This is a genomic window from Jeotgalibacillus sp. ET6, from assembly GCF_029667115.1.
Lineage (GTDB): Bacteria > Bacillota > Bacilli > Bacillales > Jeotgalibacillaceae > Jeotgalibacillus.
Genome location: NZ_JARUIU010000004.1, coordinates 132,027 through 152,152 on the forward strand (window position 1 = coordinate 132,027; position 20,126 = coordinate 152,152).

General features: G+C 41.7%; 18 protein-coding genes. 11 read left to right on the plus strand and 7 right to left on the minus strand.

All coding sequences use genetic code 11. The features are described from left to right. Window positions 1–12: 12 nt before the first annotated feature. Window positions 13–1,455 carry a sensor histidine kinase gene (locus P6709_RS12160; protein ID WP_278241195.1) on the minus strand — a complete coding sequence of 481 codons (1,443 nt, stop codon included), beginning with the start codon at window positions 1,453–1,455 and terminating at the stop codon, window positions 13–15. Continuing rightward, window positions 1,452–2,429, minus strand: coding sequence for a sugar ABC transporter substrate-binding protein (locus P6709_RS12165; RefSeq protein ID WP_278241196.1), 978 nt, complete (start codon window positions 2,427–2,429; stop codon window positions 1,452–1,454). Before P6709_RS12165 ends, P6709_RS12160 begins: the two co-directional genes overlap by 4 nt. A 241-nt stretch (window positions 2,430–2,670) precedes the next feature. Here P6709_RS12165 and P6709_RS12170 point away from each other — a divergent pair, with 241 nt between their 5' ends. The 5 genes from P6709_RS12170 (at window position 2,671) to P6709_RS12190 (ending at window position 8,397) form a co-directional block, all read left to right on the plus strand. Continuing rightward, a complete protein-coding gene (locus tag P6709_RS12170) occupies window positions 2,671–4,143 on the plus strand; it encodes an aldehyde dehydrogenase family protein (protein WP_278241197.1) in 1,473 nt (490 codons plus the stop codon). Window positions 4,144–4,317: 174 nt separating this feature from the next. Beyond that, on the plus strand, window positions 4,318–5,187 hold the full coding sequence (locus P6709_RS12175; RefSeq protein WP_278241198.1) for a DegV family protein: 870 nt from the start codon (window positions 4,318–4,320) through the stop codon (window positions 5,185–5,187). Between the two features lie 322 nt (window positions 5,188–5,509). Then, on the plus strand, window positions 5,510–6,031 hold the full coding sequence (locus tag P6709_RS12180; RefSeq protein WP_278241199.1) for a GNAT family N-acetyltransferase: 522 nt from the start codon (window positions 5,510–5,512) through the stop codon (window positions 6,029–6,031). Window positions 6,032–6,145: 114 nt separating this feature from the next. Next, complete coding sequence (locus tag P6709_RS12185; protein WP_278241200.1) at window positions 6,146–7,723, plus strand: malate:quinone oxidoreductase; 1,578 nt, start codon at window positions 6,146–6,148, stop codon at window positions 7,721–7,723. Window positions 7,724–7,839: 116 nt separating this feature from the next. Then, window positions 7,840–8,397, plus strand: coding sequence for a hypothetical protein (locus tag P6709_RS12190; protein WP_278241201.1), 558 nt, complete (start codon window positions 7,840–7,842; stop codon window positions 8,395–8,397). Between the two features lie 128 nt (window positions 8,398–8,525). Here P6709_RS12190 and guaC read toward each other — a convergent pair whose 3' ends face one another. Continuing rightward, window positions 8,526–9,509 carry a GMP reductase gene (guaC, locus tag P6709_RS12195; RefSeq protein WP_278241202.1) on the minus strand — a complete coding sequence of 328 codons (984 nt, stop codon included), beginning with the start codon at window positions 9,507–9,509 and terminating at the stop codon, window positions 8,526–8,528. A 127-nt stretch (window positions 9,510–9,636) separates the two neighbouring features. Next, window positions 9,637–11,070 (minus strand): RQC-minor-2 family DNA-binding protein, encoded by a 1,434-nt coding sequence (locus tag P6709_RS12200; RefSeq protein WP_278241203.1) that lies wholly within the window; start codon window positions 11,068–11,070, stop codon window positions 9,637–9,639. Window positions 11,071–11,385: 315 nt separating this feature from the next. Here P6709_RS12200 and P6709_RS12205 point away from each other — a divergent pair, with 315 nt between their 5' ends. Further along, the gene (locus tag P6709_RS12205; protein ID WP_278241204.1) at window positions 11,386–11,949 is read left to right on the plus strand and encodes a hypothetical protein; all 564 of its coding nucleotides are present in this window, start codon (window positions 11,386–11,388) and stop codon (window positions 11,947–11,949) included. A 196-nt stretch (window positions 11,950–12,145) separates the two neighbouring features. Then, a complete protein-coding gene (locus tag P6709_RS12210) occupies window positions 12,146–12,949 on the plus strand; it encodes an HD-GYP domain-containing protein (protein WP_278241205.1) in 804 nt (267 codons plus the stop codon). Between the two features lie 173 nt (window positions 12,950–13,122). On the opposite strand, the gene P6709_RS12215 is transcribed toward P6709_RS12210, so the two are convergent. From P6709_RS12215 to P6709_RS12225, 3 genes are all read right to left on the minus strand, one after another. Beyond that, window positions 13,123–13,851: a hypothetical protein gene (locus P6709_RS12215; protein WP_278241206.1), complete on the minus strand. Its 729-nt coding sequence runs from the start codon at window positions 13,849–13,851 to the stop codon at window positions 13,123–13,125. Window positions 13,852–13,984: 133 nt separating this feature from the next. Beyond that, window positions 13,985–14,521 (minus strand): DUF2179 domain-containing protein, encoded by a 537-nt coding sequence (locus P6709_RS12220; RefSeq protein WP_278241207.1) that lies wholly within the window; start codon window positions 14,519–14,521, stop codon window positions 13,985–13,987. A 196-nt stretch (window positions 14,522–14,717) separates the two neighbouring features. Next, window positions 14,718–15,212 (minus strand): hypothetical protein, encoded by a 495-nt coding sequence (locus P6709_RS12225; RefSeq protein ID WP_278241208.1) that lies wholly within the window; start codon window positions 15,210–15,212, stop codon window positions 14,718–14,720. A 238-nt stretch (window positions 15,213–15,450) separates the two neighbouring features. Here P6709_RS12225 and P6709_RS12230 point away from each other — a divergent pair, with 238 nt between their 5' ends. The 4 genes from P6709_RS12230 to P6709_RS12245 all read left to right on the plus strand — a co-directional run bounded on the left by P6709_RS12230 (window position 15,451) and on the right by P6709_RS12245 (window position 19,942). Beyond that, on the plus strand, window positions 15,451–17,688 hold the full coding sequence (locus tag P6709_RS12230) for a putative bifunctional diguanylate cyclase/phosphodiesterase (protein WP_278241209.1): 2,238 nt from the start codon (window positions 15,451–15,453) through the stop codon (window positions 17,686–17,688). A 98-nt stretch (window positions 17,689–17,786) separates the two neighbouring features. Continuing rightward, window positions 17,787–18,347: a hypothetical protein gene (locus tag P6709_RS12235; RefSeq protein ID WP_278241210.1), complete on the plus strand. Its 561-nt coding sequence runs from the start codon at window positions 17,787–17,789 to the stop codon at window positions 18,345–18,347. A 24-nt stretch (window positions 18,348–18,371) separates the two neighbouring features. Further along, window positions 18,372–19,391 (plus strand): Gfo/Idh/MocA family protein, encoded by a 1,020-nt coding sequence (locus P6709_RS12240; protein WP_278241211.1) that lies wholly within the window; start codon window positions 18,372–18,374, stop codon window positions 19,389–19,391. Beyond that, window positions 19,379–19,942, plus strand: coding sequence for a GNAT family N-acetyltransferase (locus P6709_RS12245; protein ID WP_278241212.1), 564 nt, complete (start codon window positions 19,379–19,381; stop codon window positions 19,940–19,942). Before P6709_RS12240 ends, P6709_RS12245 begins: the two co-directional genes overlap by 13 nt. Window positions 19,943–20,126: the final 184 nt, after the last annotated feature.

Genomic DNA, 20,126 nt, shown 5'->3' on the forward strand with positions numbered 1-20,126 from the left:
AGAGAATTTTGTTTATTCAGCCAGGGCAACATCCGCTTTTAAAAGATACAGTGTGACCTTCGTGCCCTGTCCTAACGTGCTGTGGACCTGAACCACATGTTCACTGCCGTTAAACAGCCTTAATCGCTGAACAACATTTTTAAAGCCGATTCCCGTGCTTTTTTCACTGTCTACATGTTTGCCCTCCAAAATCTCTTTGATTTTCTGGCTGGTTATGCCGGGACCATCATCTTCCACTTCAATCATGACCTTGTCGGAATCATTTTTTATTCTAAACCAGATGGTGCCCCCATTCTCACTCGGTTCAACCGCATGGATGATAGCGTTTTCAACAATTGGCTGCAGTGTTAAACCTGGAATGGACAGGCTCAGGCATGCTTCATCTATTTCACTAATAAATCTCAGACGGTCTGTATAGCGTGCTTTTTGGATTTGAATATATTGCTGAAGTACATAGACTTCTTCCCGCAGGATGGTTGGTTTATCCATATGCTTTAAATTGTAGCGCAGCAAATCCGCTATACTGACCAGCAGATCACTTGTTTCCGCTGACCCGTCCATATACGCTTTTTTGGATAATGTATTTAGCGTGTTAAACAGGAAATGAGGATTTATTTGACTCTGCAGACTAAGAAGCTGACTTTCTTTTAATAGATACTTACTTTTTTGCAGCTCAGTCTCTAATTTAGCCTTTTGTTTCGTTTCGGTAAATAACGTATTCAGATTAAGTCGCATCTGTTCAAACGTTGCGGCTAAAATAGCCGTTTCGTCTTTTGAATCTGCTTCTATTTTTACATCAAAACGGCCCTTGGATAATTGTCTGGCAGACTGCGTCAGTTTTTCGAGCGGCTGCGTAATTCTAAGCGAAAACCAATACGTGAAAAACAGCAGGAGTAAAATGATCGAAACGAGAAGCCACATGCCAAGCTCTGTCAGTTTTTCCGACCGGTCGATCATTTCTCTGTACACGATGTCATACGTATTCATCTCTTTATCAATAACAGAAAGTCTCATTTCGGACACATAGTCTGAAATATGAACCGCTTCATTCAGGGCTGCTTTGGCCGGTTCCGTTTCACCTGAAACCTGAAAATTCACAGCACGCTCTGTCATTTCGACTAAACTTACTGTCAGATTCATGTAATTGGCTAATTCCGATTCGTTCTTAGTGTTTTCATACTGTGTAACCTCCCCGGACAATTCTCTCATTCTGTTTCTATGGCGCTCAATGGTTCGCTCATTTGGGGCACGGGGTTCGAGGATGTACGCATTTAACGCTGAGACCAGCTCCTGACTTTCCATATGCAGCTCATTGATGACAAGGTATCGTTCGAGAATCTGATTATACTGATCCTGCATTTTCTGATTGTAGTAGGTGAGAGACATCCAGATTACGACCATAATGATCAATACGACGATAGCCAGCAGCCAGATTTTCTTCTGTAAATGCTTCATCGATTTTTCGGGCCCTTCAGAATTTTAGTCGCTGTGTAGTACCCGTCGATTGCTAAAGGAACGTCCTTTTGATCCAGCCATTCCTTCATTCGTTCAACGCTGATGCTGCCAATGTCGTGAGGAGATTGTTCGATAATGCCATCAATTTTTCCGTTTTCAAGCAGCGCATATGCTTCCCGTTCCTCATCAAATGTATAAAGGTAGTAGGGCTCTACTTTTCTTCTTGTTTCAATTTCGTTCACTAAATCCTGTGTATACGCAGCGTTCACCGCAATATAGGCCTGTGCATCCGGATAATAATTCAGCAGATCACCAATGGATGAGATGCCCCCAGCGTTCTCTGAGCCCAGCTTTGCTTCAATAATCTGGATGTCAGATTGGGCAGTTAAATAATTCTCTATGCCATCAAAACGCTGACGCTGGAAATATTCCTGCTCAATGTCAATCATCAAAACAACTTCACCCTCTGTTCCCATATCTTCAATCAATTGCTTTGCAAGCTGCTGTCCGGCTGAGAATTGATTGGAGCCCACGTATGTCTTTCTCAGGCTTTCTTCTTTTGGAACATCATGCGCTGCAGTAATGACGGGAATGCCATAGGAGGCTGCCTTAAGCTTCGCAAGTTCCTTGAATTTTTCATCATCCAGCCCCTGCACGATAATTCCATCGACCTTTGAGTAAATAGCGACTTCTATTTTCCTGAGGAAATCATCCGTATTTGTCCCATAAATCCCGTTAATGTCGAGGTCAATCCCAGCTTCTTGAGCCTTTGAGCGCGCTCCTTCCGCTACATCTATCCAAAATGGATGATCCATTTCATTCATGATGAGAACGACCCTTGGCATTTCTCCTGATTGCGTGGACTTAGCAGGAAGATCCCAGTCTGTATAAAAAACCGCAGCAGCAGCCTGAAACGTAAAGTAAAACAAAAACCCCCCAATCGTAATCACTGAGAGTAAAGCAAATTTTCTCATAGGCGAGGGCATCTCCTTTGAAATGAATTAATATTCTGTAAATTATATCAAACAACTGTCTTAGCGTATACGTGTGTAAAATCGATCCATCACAGGAAAGTTTCTAATGTTCCCCTAAACGTTTGAGGTAGTTTAGAGAGGGTAATTTAGTCAAAGAGGACAATCATGCACACCCGTTAAAATTCGCACGGTATGCTGATTCTGCGAGAGTTGTATTCCACAAAAAAGGAGCGTTTTATACATGTTAAAAACAGATTTTTCAAGAATGTATATAGATGGAGAATGGAGAAAAGGCAGCAGCGATAAATCAATGACAAATAAGAACCCTTTTAATGAAGAGGAACTTGTCACGATTCAATCAGCCACGAAGGAAGATTTAAACGAAGCGTATGAGGCGGCTACCCGAGCACAGGAAAAATGGGCGGCAGAGCTTCCGCAAAACAAACGTGCGGTATTAGAAAAAGTCGTTGCGGTTATGGAAGAAAATAAGGAGCTGATTATCGACTGGCTTGTGAAAGAGGCCGGCAGCACCCTCATGAAAGCAAATGTTGAATTTCAGGCTTCCATTAATATTGTTAAAGAAGCTGCGGGCTATCCTTATCATATGGAAGGGAAAATTATGCCCTCCCAAACACCTGGTAAAGAAAATCGTGTTTACCGGAATCCGCTTGGCGTAATCGGGATTATCTCTCCGTGGAATTTCCCGTTCCACCTGGCGATTCGCTCGATTGCCCCGGCACTTGCAACAGGCAACGGAGTCGTGTTAAAGCCGGCCACTGATACACCAGTAACAGGCGGTTTAATTTTCGCAAGTATCTTTGAAGCGGCGGGTCTTCCAAAAGGACTGCTGAATGTAGTGGTGGGAAGAGGATCTGAAATTGGAGATGAAATTGTTACGCATCCTGCACCGCGCTTAATTTCTTTCACTGGCTCTACAGAAGTAGGCAGACATATTGGAGAACTTGCAGGCCGGAGCCTGAAGAAAACAGCACTGGAATTGGGCGGCAATAATGCCCTTGTAGTCCTTGAGGACGCAGATATTGAACAGGCTGTTGAATCTGCTCTCTTCGGCAAGTTCTATCATCAGGGTCAAATTTGTATGTCGCTGAATCGGATTTTTGTTCATAAAGATATCTATGACAAATTCGCTGAACGGTTTATAGAGCTTGCTAAAAACCTTAAGTACGGTGATCCTGCTGAAAAAACTACGAATGTAGGACCTTTAATTAACAAAGACCAGGTGGACCGTATTTTGAAAGATGTGAAAGCAAGTGTGGAGCAGGGAGCAAAAATACAGCTTGGCGGACAAGCTGATGGAAATGTTCTCGAGCCGACTGTTTTAACCGGTGTAACAAACAAAATGCCGATCGCTGAAAATGAAATTTTCGGTCCCGTGGCCGTACTGATCCCATTTGACAGTGAAGAAGAAGCGGTTGAAATGGTGAATGATTATTCCTTTGGTTTGAGTGGATCCGTTCATTCATCCAATATTGAACGCGGTACATCCTTTGCCCACAAAATTCATACTGGAATGATTCATGTAAATGATCAATCGGTCAATGATGAGGCCCATATGCCGTTTGGCGGGGAAAAAGATTCCGGACTGGGTCGCTTTAATGGAGAATGGGTACTGGAAGAATTCACAACCCTTAAATGGTTGTCTGTTCAGCATACTCCGCGCGACTACGGACCATTTATCAATCAATTAAAATAAGAATAGTAATGGGAAGAGCACTGCAGTATCGCTGTAGTGCTCTTTTTACAATGTTTCACGTGAAACATACTGAACTGGCAGGAAAAGACTTCATTGAAAAGTGCGATTATTATGATCTTTATGGTTACTGAGTCCATTATACTTATGCTACACGGAACCAACCTGGAGGGTAAAATGATAAAATTAATGGCAGATTCCACATGTGATCTATCTACTGAAGTGCTTGAGCAATACAATATAAGTCTGGCATCATTGACTATAAATATTGAGAATAAAATCTATAAAGATCGAGTTGAAATCAAACCGGATGAATTTTATGAGAGGCTTGAGCATCTTTCTGAATTTCCGACGACGGGAACCCCAAGTCCAACTCAATTTGCAGAGATCATAAAAGAAGCTGCTGCAGAAGGACATACAGAGGTTTTGTGCATCAGTATGTCGAGCGGAACGAGCGGCTCTTATCAGTCTGCTGTGCTTGGAAAAGATTATTATTTTGAAGAAGCACCGGATTCACCTGTCAGAGTTCACATCGTAGATTCAAAGTGTATGAGTCATGGAAGCGGGTGGCTGCTGATCAAAAGTGCTTTGATGAGAGAAAGAGGAGCCACCTTCGATGAAATCGTATCGTTTGTTGAAAGCCATAAAACCAGAGTAAAGCATTTTCTTTCGGTTGATGATTTAAACCATTTAATCAAAAGCGGCCGCATCTCAAATGCAAGCGCTGTTATAGGGAAATTTCTTATGCTTAAACCTGTTATGACCATGAAAGAGGGAAAAATAGCCATCATTTCAAAAGAACGAGGAAGAAAAAGAGTGTTAAAGCATTATGTTCAGGAATTTATCAGAAGGAACGACAAAGATTTAACAGAGTTCATAATCATTGGCTACACCTCTGATAAAACAGTAGCCGAAACGCTTAAAACAAAAGTACAGGAAGAAACGGATTTTACAGGCGATATTCACATCATGCAAATGGGCGTTTCAGTTGGTACCCATGTTGGGCTGGGTGCGATCTCAATGTTTTTTATGGAAAAGAACTCCTGATAATGATCACAAAGTGCTGTCCTTTCAAAAAGGGGCAGCTTTTTTTATGTAATAGAAAAAGACTTAAGCTTGCCCCCTTATTTATCATTTGTACAGCTGTTGTCATAATGACTACCTAAAGCTGCTTGCTATCTATATTAGATAACACCCGTCGGTAAAACGTTGAGTATAATGACTAAAATTCCATAATAATAGAATTCATAGTATCTTTCGGCAGGATAACTCTCTCTGACAGCTATGTTAATATATGTATAGAGATCAGGTTTGAAAGAAGTAAAAGTGGAAGGGTTGTTTAATGTTGAGTGGTAGAAGTTTTCCCAATTTGGAAACAGAGCGACTGAACTTGAGAAATGTAGGGAAAGAAGATATTGATTTTATTTTTCAACTGTTCAGCAGCGAAAAAGTGTGTGAATTTCTCTATGATGAGGAAATGTTTGTGAATAGAAATGATGCGGTGGATTTTGTGGAATGGAACGCTGAACCTGAAGAAAAAGGCTGGAACAGGTGGGTGTTGGTCGCTAAAGACTCCAGCCGTCCAATTGGTACATGCGGCTATGACAGCTGGGATAAAACGAACAATATAGCGGAGATTGGGTATGATTTATGGCATGAATATTGGGGAAGGGGATACATGAAAGAAGCATTAGTCAGTGCAATTGAGAGCGGATTTTCCAATATGGGTCTCAATCGGATTAACGCATTCATAGCGCTGGAAAATGTAAACTCTATAAAACTCTTAAAAAACCTTGGATTTAAGCAAGAAGGGATTTACAGAGATAAACATTTATTTAGAGGGAAGTATTACGACCATTATGCTTTCTCCTTGTTAAAAAGAGAATGGTGATCTATTTCACCTTCACATAGAAAAAATTTTCTGCAGTATCTGGACATTGTTTGTTACCACAAATTAAATTTGGAAATAAATTAATCATAGTGATACACTAGTGTATAGAATATTTTGATTATACAGGAAGATAGCGCGGCAAAAGCTGAAACGCATTTTTTACTATCTTATACGCGAAGGACGGTTAATATGAGTAACAAACAGAATCAGACAGACGTTATTTTAATTGGCGCTGGCATTATGAGCGCAACGCTCGCATCCCTGCTGAAAGAGATCGCACCGGATTGGAAGATTAAGGTGTTTGAACGCCTGGGAGGCGCTGGGGAAGAAAGCTCAAACGAATGGAATAATGCAGGGACAGGTCATTCGTCTTTATGTGAATTAAACTATACAAATGAACTGCCGGATGGCTCGATTGATATTAGCAAAGCGATAAAAGTAAATGAAGATTACCAGGTTTCAAAGCAGTTCTGGTCCTATCTTGTTGAAAGTGAACGACTGCGAAATCCTCACGAATTTATCCGCTCACTGCCACATATGAGCCTGGTTCAAGGGGAAAAGAATGTCACTTTTTTAAACAATCGATATAAAGCGCTTTCAGTTAATCCTTTATTTGAAGGCATGGAATTTTCTGATGATCCCCAAAAGCTGAAGGAATGGATTCCTTTGATTATGGAAGGCCGCACGGTGAGTGAGCCGATAGCCGCAACTAAAATCGACTCCGGAACAGATGTGAACTTCGGTGCGTTAACGCGAAAGCTGTTCACTCATCTGGAAAACGAAGATGTCGATATCCATTATCAGCACCAGGTGGATGAAATGAAACGTACTGAGGATGGGTCGTGGGAATTAAAGATTCAGGATCTTGAGAATGAGCGGCTTGAATATCATAAAGCCAAATTCGTCTTTATTGGAGCGGGTGGAGGAAGTCTGCATCTGCTTCAAAAATCAGGCATCCCGGAAGGAAAGTCAATTGGCGGCTTCCCGGTGAGCGGACTGTTTCTTGTATGCACAAAACCGGAAATCGTGGAACAGCACCACGCGAAAGTTTACGGCAAAGCACCGGTTGGCGCCCCGCCTATGTCGGTTCCGCATCTTGACACACGCTTCATAGACAATAAGGCATCCTTATTTTTTGGCCCATATGCCGGATTTTCGCCTAAATTTCTGAAAACAGGATCGAACATGGATTTAGTTACGTCCGTTAAACCGAATAACCTGTTTACAATGGCAGCCGCCGGCGTGAAAAATATGTCTTTGACCAAGTATCTGATCAATGAAGTCATGCTTTCCAAGGAACAGCGCATGGAAGCGTTACGCGAGTTTGTTCCCAATGCGAAGAGCGAAGACTGGGAGCTGGTTACAGCAGGTCAGCGTGTACAGGTCATAAAGGATACCGATACAGGAAAAGGTACGCTGCAATTCGGAACAGAGGTCATCTCTTCAGCAGACGGCTCAATTGCTGCCTTACTTGGGGCTTCACCTGGTGCATCAACTTCGGTAACGGTCATGCTCGAGGTACTGAAACGGTGCTTCCCGGATCAAATGAAAGAGTGGGAGCCTAAAATTAAAGAAATGATTCCATCATATGGGGAATCATTGCTTGAACGTCCTGAACTGATTCGTGAAATCCAGCATGCAACCGCCCGTTCACTCAGACTTGAGGGTGAGATCGCTCAAAGCTCTGTTTAATCGGTGACAAGTAGCTTCTCAAACAGTTTGATTTATTAGGCTGCCTGACTCTCCATTTTGGAGCAGGCAGCTTATTATTTTTTCGATAAAAATAGGTTCGTCTAAGGAGGAAAGAAATGACAACAATTGAAGAGGTAAAAAAAGAAGGAGAAAGGATTAAGCCAGTAGGACAAGTCCTTAAATTTTCAACGACATTATACGGCTTATCACTGCTATACGGTATTGCATTTGGTTTTCAAGAAGGAATTGTCACAGGCATAGTTACAACAACTATTTTACTGGCTGGTTTTGCGTATCTAATTAGCATCCTCCTGCGGGAAAGGAAGAGATACCGCAAAGAAGTGGAGGTATGGAAAGGGACGATTCTAAAAGAATACTTGCTAAGACAGGAGAGTGTGGAAGGAAAAATACTCTCTTTATTTAGTGAATATGATCGGGAAATACCTATAGTAGAAAACGGCTATCAGCCTATTTGCATTGAATTTGAGGAGAAACACGGTGGATATCTTGCACTTATGGAACCTGTGTATGTCCGAATTGATGAGACCATCCAAGAGCCTGTTATCATGTATGTTGAGTTGGAAGAGCAGGTTGGACATGATGTGGGCGAAGATATTCATTTAATGGAATTACGTGTACCGAGAGGGTATGTATTAAACAAGGAATCACAATAAGGCAGTATTATTTCCGAAAGACGCAAGCTTCAAATATGGTTTTCTCTCGATTGATGGACACGTGCTGAGGTATATAAAAAGCTGTCCGCAGCATGATTAGCCTGGACAGCTTAAGAATTGCAGTATTCTTAATACACTTTATCCCCATTAAAGATCGAATTTTTCACAATTACATAATCAACGGTGCGGATCGCCTCAAGTTTGTCTCCGCCTGCATAGGAGATGGAAGATTGGAGGTCCTGTTCCATTTCTGTCAAAGTATCCTGAAGGGCGCCTTTATGCTCGACGAACATTTTTTTGCCTTCTACGTTTTTCTTTTCGCCTTTTTGAAACTCAGAGGCGGATCCAAAGTATTCTTTGAAGAGCTTGCCGTCCTGCTCTGTGGTAACACCTGGCGATTCCTCATGTCCTGCAAAAAGTGAGCCGATCATGACCATGGAGGCACCGAAGCGGACAGATTTGGCGATGTCTCCGTGCGTACGGATCCCGCCATCTGCGATAATGGGCTTGCTTGCAGCTTTCGCACACCAGCGAAGTGCTGCAAGCTGCCAGCCTCCTGTACCAAAACCGGTTTTGATTTTCGTAATGCAGACTTTGCCTGGTCCAATCCCTACCTTCGTTGCGTCGGCGCCGGCATGCTCCAGTTCGCGGACTGCTTCAGGGGTGCCGACATTTCCTGCAATCACGAAGCTTTCAGGCAAATGTGCTTTGATATGACGAATCATATTAATAACGGCATTCGAATGGCCATGCGCAATATCAATCGTAATATAATCTGGTATAAGATTTTCCTGAGCGAGCTGCTCAATGAAGCCATATTCCTCTTTTTTAACGCCTACACTGATCGAAGAGATGAGACCTTTAGCTTTCATACTCTTGATAAATGCTGTTCTGGTTTCGGGCTCAAAGCGGTGCATAATATAAAAATACTGGTTTTCAGCGAGATAGATGGCGATTTCTTTATCAATAATTGTTTGCATATTTGCAGGCACAACAGGCAGCTTGAATGTATGCTTGCCGAATGTAATGGACGTATCACACTCTGAACGGCTTTCAACCACGCATTTTGCGGGAATTAATTGAATATCTTCATAATCAAATACATTATCCATAGTTAACACTCCTAAAAGCGAATATTATTTATATTTTAATTTAAAATTGTTCGTACATACTGTAATTTACAGTATTTTTCGAAAGATGTCAAAGTATTTCAGCCCATTTTTGATATACATGCATTTGTTATATACTTTGAGCCTTTACTGCCTCTGTAATATATTTTCGAGGCCATTGCGACAGCATACCGAAAATTTCTGTTTCATGAAGCCCGAGTCGGCGTACTTTGTTCGTTGCTTCTCCTAACAGTGTTTGAACGAGAAGATGAAAAGACAGCGTCAGTTCAGTTTCTTCAAGGCAGGCTTTGATTTTTTCAAATTCTGCACGAGTGAGACAGTAATCTTTTATCTGAAATAAAACATCATGCGGCTGAGGCTGCATAGATTGTTCTCTCATGAGCAACTCATTATAAAGTTCGGCAAGCTCACTCTCTAAGGAACCGTTGTCAATGGACTGCCATTTTTCCGCATGTTTTAAGACAGCAGCATCAGGAACGCTTACCTTTGCCAGACTGATGAGATCAGGGGTAATGTTTTCCTCTGGCAAATCCATCTTTTTCAGTTCTTCGTAGCAGCTTAACGCTGGATGATCTTTTTTGGATTCACCGAGCTTTTCTTTTAGCGAAATCAATTTTTCTAAAAGCGGCTCATAGGAAGAGAGCTGTTTTTTTAAGCTGCGCAGTTTGTTTAAAGAAGTTATGACCCTCAAGCTTTGCAAAGCCATTTGATCGAACTGTCTTTCAATGGTGGCGATCCTCTTGACTGCCTGCTCCATTTTTACTTCATGGGGCAGCTGAAGCTGAGCTGTTAAAGGCCAATATGTGACACCGTAAGAGCATTCCTTGCAAGTGACATGAATCGACTCTGTGGAATAGTCGAGACTTAAGTCTTTTTCATGTTCGCAGATCTCATATTGCCAGTCTGGAGGAATGCTCCGATACGGACGCATCACTATTTCAACGCGATGCCGCCAGTAAGAGAGATCTTCAGGGTAATTAAGCAGACCAAGCAAAGAAGACCGGTTCATCTTTTCAACCGCCCTGACAACGTTTTGTTTAGACCGGGCAAGAACAATGAATGGGTGCTCCCTGTAGGCTTGTTGAATCCGTTCAATCCATGTGTTCTGATTAAGCCTTTGAACCCAGGCGCAAAACACATAGTCCCGTATAACCTCCTGCAGATGCACGGTAAGCTCCCGGGTGGAAAGCGATTGATAAGGTGTTTTATAAAAAAATTCTTCATTTAGCGGAAGGCCGCGTGTAGGTGCGTGTTTTTTCCAAAGAAACATCTCAGGCTTTAAAAGGGAGGGACATAGACTCTGCTGCTTGCAGACTGGAACAGGCAGCTGAAAAGAAGGGAGATCGACAAAGTCGCGTAATAACTGCTGATCACGTATAGAAAGGCGATCGAGTTCTATCGAGAGTATTTGCTGAAGACGTGTTAATACCGCCCGTTCTTCTTTACGGCCAATAGAGCGGATATTTGGATGTTTTCTGCCGGCCGGAATCAATAAGAGGGAAGGGTGAGCTTCTGGCTGATGACCAAGGTGATTTGAATTCATATAGAACACTCCCTGATTGTAGTACCTCCATTATACGGTCCAGGACCGCTTCATTTCTAATATCTGACTCAAGTGAAATGCAAAGCCAAACGGATGATGAAACATCTCCATAAGATATTCCAATAATACAAAATTAAACAAAAAAGTACACAATATTACATAATAGACGTAGATATATTCTTTACAGGCTTGTATACTAGCAATATACATATTTAGAGGAGGGAACAGGGGTCGAAGGATTTACTCTCCATTTACTCAAAGCGTTCAAAAGACCCTTTTTGCTAGTTGTAACAAAAATTGAAGGAGGAATAAAAAATGAACAAATGTAAACTTGTATTTGCGATGTTTTTTTCAGCTTTAATCGTATTTTTTGCTTTTGGTGCGACAGATGCTTCCGCAGCACAGAATGATGACTATGAAAAGGCTCTTGAACTCATTGAAAAGACCAATGTGGAAATTGATGAGAAAATTGACGCGGCGGTTGAAAAAGCAGATGGTCTTCAATCGGCTTACCTATCAGAGCTGGAAAGCAAAAAAGAGGAAGAGCAGCGTAAGATAACGGAGCTTGAAGAAGAAAAAGCAGAGACGCTTGGGGAACTCGCTGACGATAAAAAAGCGGCAGAAGAAAGAGCTAAATTTGACGAAAAAATCCAGACGGAGCGCGATATTTACAGTGCTCTATACATCACGCTTGAAGAAAAATATAACCATGAGCTTGACGTAGTCATTGACGATGTTTTTAATGAAACACTGAAAATGTCTACAGAGACTATTGCACTAGTAAAAGAGATGGGTGTTGAAGCAGAATGCAGCTGGAAGCTGGTTCGCTTTGCCGATCGTATGGTCTGGATTGATCCGATCCGGGTCGTTGGTAACTAATTTCACCTTGTATAAATTGAATATTATACGTTAAAATAGAAAAAGAGTTCGATAAGCACTCTTTTTTCTATTTTATCAATGAGAGGTGAAAGGCTTGGAGGGTCTAAAGATCTATAAGAAAGGATCGAATCAAGGTAAAGTTAGCATGGATTCCACTTCAATAAGCCTTTTGGAACAAGGAGACGGTACTGAGATCATGACTCAAACAGTCCTCCAAGACAAATTATTTTATTTATATCCAAGTGATAAACAAGAAGTAATGGAATTTATATATATTTTATCAGGTGAAATTCAATATGAAGATGGTGCTCATACTAAATCACTTACAGCTCATGACTTTTTTTCTGCCAAAGGGTTAAAGGAGCCTGTTTTCTTTAAAACAGTAACAAACGTAACTTATCTGTGGGTAATTACAGATCCGATTTTCCATGAAGTAAGTAACGAGATAAAGTCATTAAAAGAAATTATACGTCGAGTAGATAAGAAAGATCGTTACACTGCATTACATAGCGAGAGAGTTATGATGCATTCAGTAAAAGTTGCAAAAAAACTAAAGCTAAGTAAAGAAGATCTCCATCACTTGCATTTAGCCTCTCAATTACATGACTTGGGTAAGATAAAGATCGCAGAAGAAATCTTAAATAAGCCGGGCAAACTAACGAATGAAGAGTTCGATATTATAAAGAAACATCCAGGGGATGGAGCAAAAATCGTTGCCGAAACCAACTATCACTATCTTTCCCCCATTATCGAGCAGCACCACGAACGGCTAAATGGGAGCGGGTATCCTCATGGGTTAAAAGGGGATGAAATTTTACTTGCTGCTAGGATTATAGCAGTTTGTGATACGTTTGATGCAATGACAGAAGACCGTGCGTACCGGAAGGCATTCTCAGCGGAATTTGCGATAGATGAAATAAGAAAAATGACCCCTGAGTATTATGACCCGGATGTGGTTGCAGCGTTTGAAGAAATTCTTAAAGAAGAAAAACGGATTTAAGACGCTCCTTGACACTTGCGGTAAAATCGACTATTGTTAAGAACGCGATGAGCTTGTTTGCATAAGACGCACAAGTACTCCTTTTAGGAACACGTTGTGGAGCGTGACTTGGACGCCGCAAATTTCGGGAAGCACCCTGCCTTTTGAAGGCTGGGTGCTTTTTTAAGTTCTTTTTAAATTACTAAAAGTAGAACACTATAGGAAATGAGTCCAAGGCTGAATGCTGCAAAGCTGCTTTCTTTTTCTTCAGGCAGCTCTTCTTTTAACACATTCAGCACGATTCCACCTGCTAAAAAGGCAACTAAAATGGAAATGAAGAATTCATGAACCTCAAATAAAGCTCCAACTCCCCATCCAAGGAGTGTGGCAAATGATAACAAAAGACGTCCGTAGCGGTCATAAACATGCTGATGATCACTGCGAAGAGCACGGTCATTTGTAATGAAATGAATGCTTAAGGCGATAAAATAAAAAAACATCTCCCATGCTCCCTGATATTCCTCCCGGATCAATAAGTAGCCAATGACTGCATTGTAGATAAAAAACGATGAGATATGAATCCAAAAAATGCCCGGTGAGGATTCCCCTGTATCCGTCTCCATCCTTTTAGAAGTTTTCACAATCCGCTCCAGTCCGTAAAATGCTGCAAGTCCGAACATCGCAATCAGGTAAATATGATTTTCTACAAATCTCAAGGAATCTTCTTGAAGCGTTTCCTCCAACTGGAGCTGATAGTGGTTTAACTCTGGAAGAAGATGAATAAAAACGTAGGAAACTGCGATGCCGCCTGCAAATGACAGAACGCGGCTCTGAGGCTTGTCCCTTATGAAATCCAAGTATTTTGAACTGTAATGGATGAGTGAAAAGCCAATGGCAAACAGTAAACTGAGCCAGAAAAACATCGTATTCCTCCTTTCGGCAAGAAACTGTCTGTCTATTTTCTACCATCCCTAATCAGACTTAAAGTAAACCTTGATTTAAACAAGAAAAAATGTCTGATCCACGTAAAGTGCTGGAAGCAGACATCTTTGATCCCTAAGCGGGTTTATTCTTTTTGTTTTTTCTCATAGCTTTCGTGATATATCCGCCTTTAAAATTACGCGGTTCATAGGAAACGATAAAGGCGCTTGGTTCATATTTACTGACAATCCGTATAAATTCCTGCTCTCGATCCCGTCTTGCTGTACAATCGAGACGATATCTGCGGGCTTCGTTCATTCCCTCTACTTCCGAAGTGGATACACTGAACCCGTCACTGCGCAGGTTTGTGATCAATTCTTCGTTTTTACTTGTAATATTCACTTCAATCGAGACAAATCCAATTGCCAGCTTTTGTTCTAGAATCTGACCTATATAAACACCGACCCCGAATCCTAATGCATAGGCAGCCATATTAAGATAATTAGCCAGATCACTGAATACGAGACCGAGAGCCATAACATAAATGATGCCTTCCAGTGTTCCAAGGGCGGCAGCTTTTTCTTTCATTCCCTTGACCATCATAATGGTACGGAGAGTCAGTACCGGTACAAAGATCAACTGGGCAACGAAAATGATGAGGGCACTGATCATTTTCTCACCTTCTTCCTAAAACGTTCCGTTAAGTGTAACAGGTGGAGGTTTAGGCAGGCAAGTAATACCAATCTTTCTGAAAAATTAACGATTCTCCGGTATAACAGAAGTCTAACCGCTGTTAGCCGTAGTCAAAAATGGCGGGCATCCAGGACAAGCCTTGAAATAGCCAGGCTTCTTATGGACTATTACCACTTCAGGAACACCACACTATGACTTTTTCAGGTGTAGTCTGCGCTGGAATGCTTTTAGTGGAGAAACGGTAAACAACGAGCAAATTCCGGTTCGCCGGCGATCGCAGAAAGGGCTGGCCATTTGTCAGCAGAACAGGGGTATAGGGGGTCAGGTTAAGCTTTAATTGTCCATCGCTGCTTACAAGTCCGCTGTCAAAGTAATCTGCTTTTACTTGCTGGTAAGAGGTGTTTTTGACGATGACCAGAGCCTGATATCGGGGCGGGTAAATTAAGGGAACAGGTGCATTGGCGTCATAAAAGCCAGTAATCCAATCACCTGTTGAAACGATTTCCAGGTCAAGAAAAAATGTGGTTGGAGAGACAATGAAATTCACAGTGGCGCCTGAACGGTCCACCACTTCAAGTTGTGTATAGCAGCCCTCTTGTCCAGCATTTTGTCCCGTATAAAATTCGCTTACCGACAAAACCATCCCTTCAAATGCTTGAAAATTGACCATATAATCTCCCCGATTTCATTTATACTTTTTCGTTTCTATGTATGTACTGTATGTTAAAGAAGATGTGGCAGTGATTGAACATGTATGGATTCGGGAGTGTATAACAAATAATACCTATTAAATATGTAAAATAAGAGTATAATAGAACTAGTTACTAGCACAATAGTGGTCAAAATAGCCCGTATTAGTTAGATGGTACTTGGGTCGGTTTAATTTGTAATGCAGCAGGAGGGTTTGCATGCTGAAGTTTGGTCGTCTTTCATTACTTATATTATGTATACATGTTGGACTCTTTTTTGGAGTGAGCTATGCATGGGAAAACTTTCCCGCTTCAAGCTTTCTGCAGTTCTCCGCTTCCCTGCTAAGTTTTATTTGGCTTGCTCAGGCTCACCGCTCATCGGTTCCTGCTTTAAAAAAGTTCTGGTTTTTGTTAGGCGGGGGAATGCTGCTCTATACTATCTCCAATGCGATTTGGTTTTTCTTTCAGATGACAGGAAAAGAGACGCTGATCATTAATTTAACGGATGTGCTGTGGATTGCTGCCTATTCCTTCTTTTTGGCGGCTTTACTTGTAAAAACAAGAAAAATGAGCACGTCTTACTCACCTCAAGCGTACATCTTTAATATTTTTATCTATATGATCACCTCAGCTGCGGTGAGTATCCATTATTTAATTACGCCTGTCCTTCAATTAACCAATGACTCTTTAATTATCACCATTTTTATGATGGTTTATCCGATCTTGAATTTAAGTATTATTTTCCTTATCACCATTATGTATTATTTAATGAAATCAAGTAAGGAAAAGGATATGCTGCTGTTTCTGATCATCGGATTTTTCCTTCAGATTATCGCAGATTCGTTCTATGCTTACTTATCTTCTTCAGGAGCGTATTATGAAGGTCACCCGGTTGATGTGCTCTGGATCATCGCAATATTGTTTATAGGATTTGCAGCCAGCCACAAAAAAAGTGCACCAGCTTCCTCAGGCATTACGATTAAAAATCCATTTGAAGAAAAAGAGTTTATTTTCCCTTATTCCAGCATGCTTATCCTGGCTCCTCTCGTCATGCACAGCTATGAATGGAAATTTAATGCACTGACCATCGGATTATGGATCACTTTTGTCATGACGATCGGCCGGCAGCTGATTATTATCAATAAAAACAACAATTTGATGAAGGAGTACCGGTATCTGGCTTATCACGATCCTTTAACCGGTTTAAAAAACCGCGTCCGTTTTCAGGAAAGTTTAAAGAAGCTGCTGAACCGGACAACTATTCAGTCACTCAGTGTGCTGTTAATTGATCTGGACCGATTTAAAGTGGTAAATGACACATTGGGGCATCAAACAGGAGACCGGATATTGATGGAAACGGCCAACCGCATCCGATCTACTATTGGAAAGCGGGGAGAAGTCTACCGTCTCGGAGGAGATGAATTTGTGATTATTCATCCGGATGCTTCAGAGGAAACAAGTGCAAAACTGGCTCAATCAATTCTGGATACATTTCAGCAGCCTTTTGACGTGAAGGGTTATACGATTAATTTGACACCAAGCATTGGAATCAGTCTTTTTCCCGGGAACGGAAGAAACGATGAAGAGCTGTTAAAAACTGCGGATGCAGCCATGTATGTAGCAAAAGAAAGCGGGAAAAACAGTTTCCGCTTTTACAACCAGCAACTTGATCAGACCCTTGCGAGGAAGCTGGCTATCGAAAATGAATTGAGAAGAGCCATTTCAGGCAATCAATTCTCTCTTGTTTACCAGCCCAAGTTTCATCTTGTGAATGGGGAAATTACCGGTGTCGAAGCATTGCTGAGGTGGAAGCATCCTGACCTTGGCTGGATTTCCCCGGCAGAATTTATTCCAGTAGCAGAAGAAACCGGTCAGATCGTCTCCATCGGCGAGTGGGTTTTAAAGGAGGCTTGTTTGCAGAATAAAAGGTGGCAGGAAACGGGACAGTTCACTCAGCGGATTTCAGTAAATGTATCCGTCCTGCAGCTGCAGCAAGAGAATTTCCTGAAAATCGTGCAGAGCACATTAGAGGAATCCAAGCTGGACCCCTCCTTTCTGGAGCTTGAAATTACAGAAAGCATTATGCAAAATATTTCTCACAGCCTTACGATTCTCCATTCTTTAAAAGGGCTGGGAATTCAAACGTCGATTGACGACTTTGGGACAGGCTATTCCTCCCTGCATATTCTGCAAAAGCTGCCTATCGACACCATCAAAATTGATAAATCGTTTATCGATGAGATGGAGCAGGCTGATCAGCGCTCAATGGTAAAAATGATTATTGATCTGGGTCATCATCTGGATTTAAACGTAGTGGCAGAAGGCATTGAAACAGAAAGTCAGCGAAAGCTTCTCATGCATTTTGACTGTAACATTGGTCAGGGGTATCTTTATTCAAAGCCTCTCTGTGCAGATGATTTTGAAAAAAGATTTATAGCAAAAGCCAGCCTCATATAACTATGGGGTTTTTTCATTTTTTCATCATCAAAGAAAAAGAAACCTGTTCCCTTAACCATATATGTTAAAATAAGGATATAGAAAAGGGGGATGCTTTTTTGTATATCTTTTTAGGAATATTGCTAGTTGGAATCATCGCGACGATTGCTGCTGCAGCGAAGCTTGCCCCATATTCTGAGATGATGAACAGCTTTGAACCGGGTGGTTTAAAAAAATTGCTGATTGTGCTCTCCACAGCAGCGGTTGCTTTTCTTTCGTATGGCATTTATTTTGAAGTAACCTATCAGCCTCCGTATCTGGATATTATGGTGGAGGGAAAGAGCTATACGGTCTTTGGTGATATTGGAGAGAAAGGCTATTATTCAACTAAATTAATCAAAGAAAATGAAGAAACAGATGTTCATTTCGTTTCGTGGGAGTCACTTGGGTTAAAAGATTCACAGGTTTTAATTGCCTATCCTTCAGGAAGAGAAGTTGTATGGGAGCCGGGCTTTGAAAAAATCAGCGGTGACGACTATCCAGCAGCAAAACGAAAACACGGCATAAAAGAAATCTATCGATCAACTCCTTATGTATTTGAAGAAACAGGGAAGGTCAAGCTTCATATTGAAGGAAGCAGCAGAAAGGATCATACATTTAAAATTGAAGTAAGAGAATAGGGCTTTAGGGGATGGAGGATGAACATGAGTAAGCATAAGATCGTGATAGCAGGGTGCGGTGGAATGGCCGGCACATGGGCTTCATATGCACTTCAACGGAAGGATGCAGAGGTAGCTGCGCTGGTGGACATACATAAGGAAGCTGCTGAAAAATTTGCGGTAACCTATCAGCTTGAAGTCCCTATATTCCGTGATGTAGGCGAGGCTGTCCGAAGTACACAGGCAAATTTAGTTTTTGATACGACCATCCCTTCAGTACATAAATCCATTACAATGGCTGCGTTTGAAGCGGGTTGTGATGTGATGGGGGAAAAGCCGATGAGTGAATCACTGGAGGACGCCATTAAAATGACAGAGGCAGCTGAATTATCCGGCCGCTTTTATGCGGTTATGCAAAACAGAAGATATCTTAAGCAAATACGGGCATTGCGTCATCTTATTGACCAAGGGGTAATTGGCAAGGTGGGGATGGTCAGTGCAGACTTTTATATAGGGGCACATTTCGATGGCTTTCGCACTGCGATGAAAAGTCCTCTGATTCTGGACATGGCCATTCATACCTTTGATCAGGCAAGATTTATCATGCAAGCGGAACCTGTATCGGTTTATTGTCACGAGTTTAATCCGGCAGGCTCATGGTATGAAGGAAACGCAGCTGCTATCTGTATTTTTGAAATGTTTGACGGGACCGTTTTTTCCTACCGCGGTTCGTGGTGTGCAGAAGGAGTTCAGACATCCTGGGAATCAGAATGGCGTGTGAATGGCACAGATGGAACAGCGATCTGGGATGGAAAGGACAATCCCTATTGTGAAGTCATTCAACAGTCCGGCCAGCCTGTTTTCCAGCATGCGGTTGCCCGTGTGGATTCTGAAGTGCCGGAAATGGAAAACGAAGGTCATTATGGCTGTCTTGATGCTATGTTTCTTGCTTTAAATCAGGGCAAACGTGCAGAAACAGACTGCAGAAGTAACCTGAACAGCATGAAAATGGTTTTTGGAGCTATTGAAAGTGCGGCGAAAGGACAAAAAGTATGGCTGACATAGCAAACATATTTCCTATTCTTGAAACGGGCAAGCTGAGACTAAGAAAAGTTACGAATGACGATGCACACGACCTTTTTGTGTATCTTTCCGATGAAAAAGTAGTTCAGCATATGGGGCTGCCTCCAGCCGAAGAAGTGCAGGATGCGCTGGATGAAATAAAATGGTATCAATCGATCTTTGAAGAAGGGACCGGAATCAGGTGGGGCATTACTTTAGAAAACGATGGTCGGGTAATCGGCAGCTGTGGTTTTCTGAATATTTCATCTTCACATTCCCGTGCAGAGATTGGATTTGAAGTGAGCAGAGAGTATTGGGGAGAAGGTGTAGCTGGTGAAGCGTTGAAAGCAGTTCTTGCATACGGCTTTCACCAGAGAGGGTTTGAACGAATTCAGGCTTTAATTGAACCCGCAAACATCTCCTCGCAGAAACTGGTCGAAAAACATGGATTCAAGCGGGAAGGTTTGCTGAGGCATTATGAATACACATGTGGAAAATTCGATGATCTTTATATGTATTCTCTTTTATCTGGCGAGTACAAAAAGAATGAATAAAATACGCGATCCGCTCTCTTCTGCTTCGAAACAGGGGGAATGGCGTCGCGTTTTTTGCTATTAATATGATGAAAAGTTCTTATAAAAGAATACTAATGTTTGAAATTCCCATATAAGAGGTAAAAATCCATCAGATAAATGAGAGTTTTTGAGATTCTATTCATTGTTTACCAGTATCTAAAAA

Coding starts and splice junctions, on each gene's coding strand:
- guaC (WP_278241202.1), bottom strand. CDS start 9,509: ATGGATAATGTATTTGATTATGAAGATATTCAATTAATTCCCGCAAAA.
- P6709_RS12170 (WP_278241197.1), top strand. CDS start 2,671: ATGTTAAAAACAGATTTTTCAAGAATGTATATAGATGGAGAATGGAGA.
- P6709_RS12215 (WP_278241206.1), bottom strand. CDS start 13,851: ATGTTTTTCTGGCTCAGTTTACTGTTTGCCATTGGCTTTTCACTCATC.
- P6709_RS12200 (WP_278241203.1), bottom strand. CDS start 11,070: ATGAATTCAAATCACCTTGGTCATCAGCCAGAAGCTCACCCTTCCCTC.
- P6709_RS12245 (WP_278241212.1), top strand. CDS start 19,379: ATGGCTGACATAGCAAACATATTTCCTATTCTTGAAACGGGCAAGCTG.
- P6709_RS12225 (WP_278241208.1), bottom strand. CDS start 15,212: ATGGTCAATTTTCAAGCATTTGAAGGGATGGTTTTGTCGGTAAGCGAA.
- P6709_RS12205 (WP_278241204.1), top strand. CDS start 11,386: ATGAACAAATGTAAACTTGTATTTGCGATGTTTTTTTCAGCTTTAATC.
- P6709_RS12190 (WP_278241201.1), top strand. CDS start 7,840: ATGACAACAATTGAAGAGGTAAAAAAAGAAGGAGAAAGGATTAAGCCA.
- P6709_RS12175 (WP_278241198.1), top strand. CDS start 4,318: ATGATAAAATTAATGGCAGATTCCACATGTGATCTATCTACTGAAGTG.
- P6709_RS12165 (WP_278241196.1), bottom strand. CDS start 2,429: ATGAGAAAATTTGCTTTACTCTCAGTGATTACGATTGGGGGGTTTTTG.
- P6709_RS12160 (WP_278241195.1), bottom strand. CDS start 1,455: ATGAAGCATTTACAGAAGAAAATCTGGCTGCTGGCTATCGTCGTATTG.
- P6709_RS12220 (WP_278241207.1), bottom strand. CDS start 14,521: ATGATCAGTGCCCTCATCATTTTCGTTGCCCAGTTGATCTTTGTACCG.
- P6709_RS12240 (WP_278241211.1), top strand. CDS start 18,372: ATGAGTAAGCATAAGATCGTGATAGCAGGGTGCGGTGGAATGGCCGGC.
- P6709_RS12210 (WP_278241205.1), top strand. CDS start 12,146: ATGACTCAAACAGTCCTCCAAGACAAATTATTTTATTTATATCCAAGT.
- P6709_RS12230 (WP_278241209.1), top strand. CDS start 15,451: ATGCTGAAGTTTGGTCGTCTTTCATTACTTATATTATGTATACATGTT.